The organism is Methanobrevibacter sp. UBA212 (assembly GCF_905233225.1).
Lineage (GTDB): Archaea > Methanobacteriota > Methanobacteria > Methanobacteriales > Methanobacteriaceae > Methanocatella.
This window is the reverse complement of record NZ_CAJODJ010000073.1, coordinates 1-3731: the sequence shown is the minus strand read 5'-3', so window position 1 is coordinate 3731 and position 3731 is coordinate 1. Positions and strand designations below refer to the sequence as shown.

General features: G+C 34.7%; 3 protein-coding genes. All 3 read left to right on the top strand.

Translation table 11 applies throughout. From position 1 onward, the window contains the following. On the top strand, window positions 1–771 hold a 771-nt coding region (locus QZ138_RS11265), incomplete at its 5' end, for an AAA family ATPase (RefSeq protein WP_292889108.1). A 130-nt stretch (window positions 772–901) separates the two neighbouring features. Continuing rightward, on the top strand, window positions 902–2026 hold the full coding sequence (locus tag QZ138_RS11260; RefSeq protein ID WP_292889107.1) for a PH domain-containing protein: 1125 nt from the start codon (window positions 902–904) through the stop codon (window positions 2024–2026). Between the two features lie 59 nt (window positions 2027–2085). Continuing rightward, window positions 2086–3120, top strand: a complete 1035-nt coding sequence (locus tag QZ138_RS11255) for a TIGR01177 family methyltransferase (RefSeq protein WP_292889106.1) — start codon at window positions 2086–2088, stop codon at window positions 3118–3120. The last annotated feature ends 611 nt before the right edge of the window (window positions 3121–3731 follow it).

Sequence of the window (3731 nt, the reverse complement as noted above, 5' to 3'; positions counted from 1 at the left end):
CTCGAAGAGCAAATCGTAGAAGTGAAAGAAACTGTTGAGTTGCCATTGACCGAACCTGAATTGTTTGAAAGGGTAGGTATAGAACCTCCTAAAGGAATACTGTTATACGGACCTCCTGGAACCGGAAAAACTCTGCTTGCTAAAGCTGTAGCTAATGAAACCAACGCTACATTCATCAAAATTGTAGCTTCCGAGTTTGTCAAAAAATACATTGGTGAAGGGGCAAGACTTGTCCGTGAAGTTTTCGAGCTTGCAAAAGAGAAAGCTCCTGCAATCATATTCATAGACGAATTGGATGCTGTTGCGGCAAAAAGACTTAAAAGTTCCACCAGTGGAGATAGGGAAGTTCAAAGAACATTGATGCAACTTTTAGCAGAACTTGACGGATTTGAATCAAGAGGAGATATTGGAATTATCGGAGCCACCAACAGGCCTGATATTTTAGACCCTGCACTTTTACGTCCGGGTCGTTTCGACAGATTCATTGAAGTTCCACTTCCAAATGAAGAAGGCAGACGTGAAATACTTAAGATTCACACTAAAAACATGTCATTTGATGAAGAGGCTGACGTTGACTTGTTGGCTGATTTGACAGATGGCTTTTCCGGTGCTGATTTAAAGGCAGTATGTACCGAAGCAGGTATGTTTGCAATTCGTGCTAAACGTGATAAGATCACTGTCGATGACTTTATGAAAGCTGTAGATAAAGTTATGGATAAAAATAAAGAAGACGAAATATTTAAATCAGAAGCAGGAATGATGTTCGGATAAATTTAATTTACAATAAGCCAATGATGAACCCTATGAGCTCTGATACGTGATGAATGATGGGCGAGCTGAGGCTTATTTTTTATAACTTTTTTTCTAAAACTTTATTTAAAATAAATTCTAATAGTATATTATGTTATTTGATAAAAATGATTCAAGGGCAAATGAAAGGGTCCTTTATCAAACTCGACCCAATATGATTTTGGGATGCAAAAAGGCTATTCTGGGTATTGTTATACTGATAGTCATCTTAACCGTATCACCTATGGCAATCAAATTTATAGGGCACATGCAGGTTTATATGATTTCCAGAATCAATCTTTCCCTGACAAGTTATACAGCCATTGCCTTTTTTGTAATCATTCTTATTAATGTTATTTATATAATCTGGCAGTTGGTCGGATGGTATTCAACCGAATACACATTAACCGACACTAAAATTGTTATCAAATCCGGCGTAATTTCCACTAAAAAAAATTATATGCCTTATGCAACAATTCAGGATATTAACACTTCCCAAAGCATTATCGGAAAGATAATCAATGTGGGATCAATTTCAGTTTTCAGCGCTTATGATAACAATCAGATGGAGCTTAAAAGTGTTTCCAATCCTTCCGAAGTTGAGGAAGCCATATTCTCAAGAATGGTCGGGTCAAGGAATTTCCAAGCCCATCCACAGCAGATGCCTCATTACTCTGAAAGGGGATATGTGGATGATGGTGAACGCTATTCCAGAAATGATCCTTATTCTAGAAATGATGATTATGTCGGCAGAAACGACCCTTATTCCAGAAATGATCATTATTCAAGTCGTGATGATTATGTCGGAAGGAATGATTCTTATTCAAGAAATGACGATTATTTAAGCCATGATGATTATGTGGGCAGAAATGATTATTACGATGAGTATGAGCCTATAACTCCGATAACCCATGAGAGAAATTCATATCAGAGAAGGGAATACGATTATTATCCTGAAAATTTGGATAATGTTTCAAGCCAACATCCTCGCCACACCTATGAATATGAACCTTATGACACTGGATTCAGAGGGTCTCAAAATCCTCGCCAAAACAATAATCAATATGACAGAATACGCGATGAGCATTCTTATGGTGGAGAAGATTATTATCAAAATAATGAACCTCAAAGTTATTATAATGAAGTGGTCGAGGAACATCGTCAAAATGAACCTGAAGATGTAGATGCATCATCTGAAAAAGCCATTCAAAGACATTTTGACAAATTTAAAAAATAGCTATTCATACATTTCTTTTTAAAAAAGTAACAAAGACATTTCGATTTAGGTGAATTTCAATGGAATTATTATGTATACAATCACAGGAACATCCGGAATTGCCGTTGGCTGAACTGAAGGCAGTTATGGAATGTGAAGATATTGATGCTAAAATAGATAGTGTAACCGAGGGACTGGTGGTTTTAAAAGATATTTCACAGGATAATTTCATGGATTATTATCAAATTTTAACCAGAAGACTGGGTTATACTCATGAGATTCATGAGCATATCTTAAAAACTGATGTTGAGAATTTGGACAAGGATGTTTCAGATGTTGACTGGTCAGATTTCATTGATGAGAACTTTGCCGTACGTGTAAAAAGGATTCGTTCCGAAGTTGATACTGTAGGATATGAAAGAAAGTTGGGAACATTGATTCTTGAAAATTCCGACGGCATTAAAGTTAATCTATCAAAGCCCAACACATTGGTCCGGGTGGTTGCTTATGGTGACGATTTATATGTGGGCATCGAAAGGATAAAGTTAAACAAAAAACATTTTGAAGAAAGCAAACCACATAAAAGACCATTTTTCTATCCTGGATCCATGAATCCAAAGCTTGCAAGGTGCATGGTCAACCTGTCCAGAATTAAAGAAGGCGAATTGCTGCTTGATCCTTTTTGCGGAACCGGAGGAATATTGATTGAGGCCGGATTGATAGGATGTAAAGTCGTCGGCTCAGACATTTACTGGAAAATGCAAAATGGAACAGCCATCAATTTGGATTATTACGGCATCGAAGATTACAGGACTTTTCATTTGGATGTGCGTGAACTTAAGATGTATGAAAAGGTAGCTAGTGTGGTTACCGATCCGCCTTATGGAATTTCAACTTCCACAGGAGATGTTGACGGTGAAGAAATTTTCAAGGAATTTTTCCATGCTATCTATGATAACATGAAGGATGACGCTTATCTCTGCATGGCCTCTCCTCATTATGTTGACCTAAAACCGATGGTCGATGATGTAGGATTTGTCATTGTGGAACAATATGGGATTAAAATGCATAGAAGTTTAACAAGAATTATTTCAGTCATTCGTAAAAAATTTTAATCATTTATAAAGATTATGGATACATTTATATACTAGTTATTCTGGGTAAGACTTTTTCATGTATGGAACTTCATTATTCTTTTTTATTTTATTATTTTGTTTAATATTATTTTTTCTTTTTATTTTTTAAGAATTTAAAAATTATTTCTAGAAATATCTCTTAAAACTTTATTTTAATTTAAATAATCAATTTTTAATATTATTTTTTGATTAAAAATATTATTTTTTATTTATATCATATTTGATTATTTTTTGCAATATTTTTTAATTGAATTTGTTAATAAAATTTGTCTGTCTATTAAATGTGCTATGTGTTTTATGGCGATGACCTAAGTATTATTGCATGGAGCAATTTTTACTATGATGGTTGCATTCCGCATGTAGCTATACATTTGTGAGTACTTGAATTTTCTCAAGTATGATGTTGGTTTTGTAGTATGTGGTGAATTAGTTACAAACTAGTTTAGTGTAATACTCGTCTATATTTAGCGTACTTCATAATACTTTATACTTATTATGTCTGTTATGTGATTCAATTCTGTTTGATCCTGGCAGATGTTACTGCTATTGGGATTCGATTAAGCCATGCAAGTCGAACGAATTTAGATTCG